At 42.2% G+C, this 573-nt stretch carries 1 protein-coding gene; it reads left to right on the top strand.

All coding sequences use genetic code 11. From position 1 onward, the window contains the following. Window positions 1–16: 16 nt before the first annotated feature. On the top strand, window positions 17–573 hold a 557-nt coding region (locus tag ACFQPF_RS11355), incomplete at its 3' end, for an IS110 family transposase (protein ID WP_379749720.1).

Raw genomic sequence — 573 nt, forward strand, 5'->3', positions numbered from 1 at the left:
AAAGGAGTTGCTTATTATGAAGCATACCAAAAAATACGTAGGTTTAGACGTGTCCAAAGAAAAAATTGCCGTCGCAATCGCCGAAGAAGGAAGAAGTGAGCCGAGGTATATAGGAATGATTCCTCATACCCCTGAGGCAATAAGAAAACTCATTAAAAAACTAGGGGAGCCTAAACACCTTCACCTCTGTTATGAAGCAGGAGTAACAGGCTATGGATTATATCGTTTATTTCTTAGTGAAGGAATTGAATGTGAGGTTATTGCACCATCTTTAATTCCTCAAAAACCAGGAGATCGTGTCAAAACCGATCGACGAGACGCGATGCGCTTGGCTCAACTTCTTCGCGCAGGTGAACTGACTTCCATTCATGTCCCTACAGAAGAAGATGAAGCTCTTCGTGATTTAGTAAGAGCACGTGAAGATGCCAAAGAGGATGAGCTTCGTGCGAAGCATCGATTAACCAAATTTCTTCTTCGTCACAATCTTAATCCACCCGAAGGTGTGAAAAGATGGACATTTGACTATCGGACATGGCTAAACACGTTAAAGTTTAAACACGCTGCGTCACGAAT

Source organism: Fictibacillus iocasae, from assembly GCF_042665465.1.
Lineage (GTDB): Bacteria > Bacillota > Bacilli > Bacillales > Fictibacillaceae > Fictibacillus > Fictibacillus iocasae.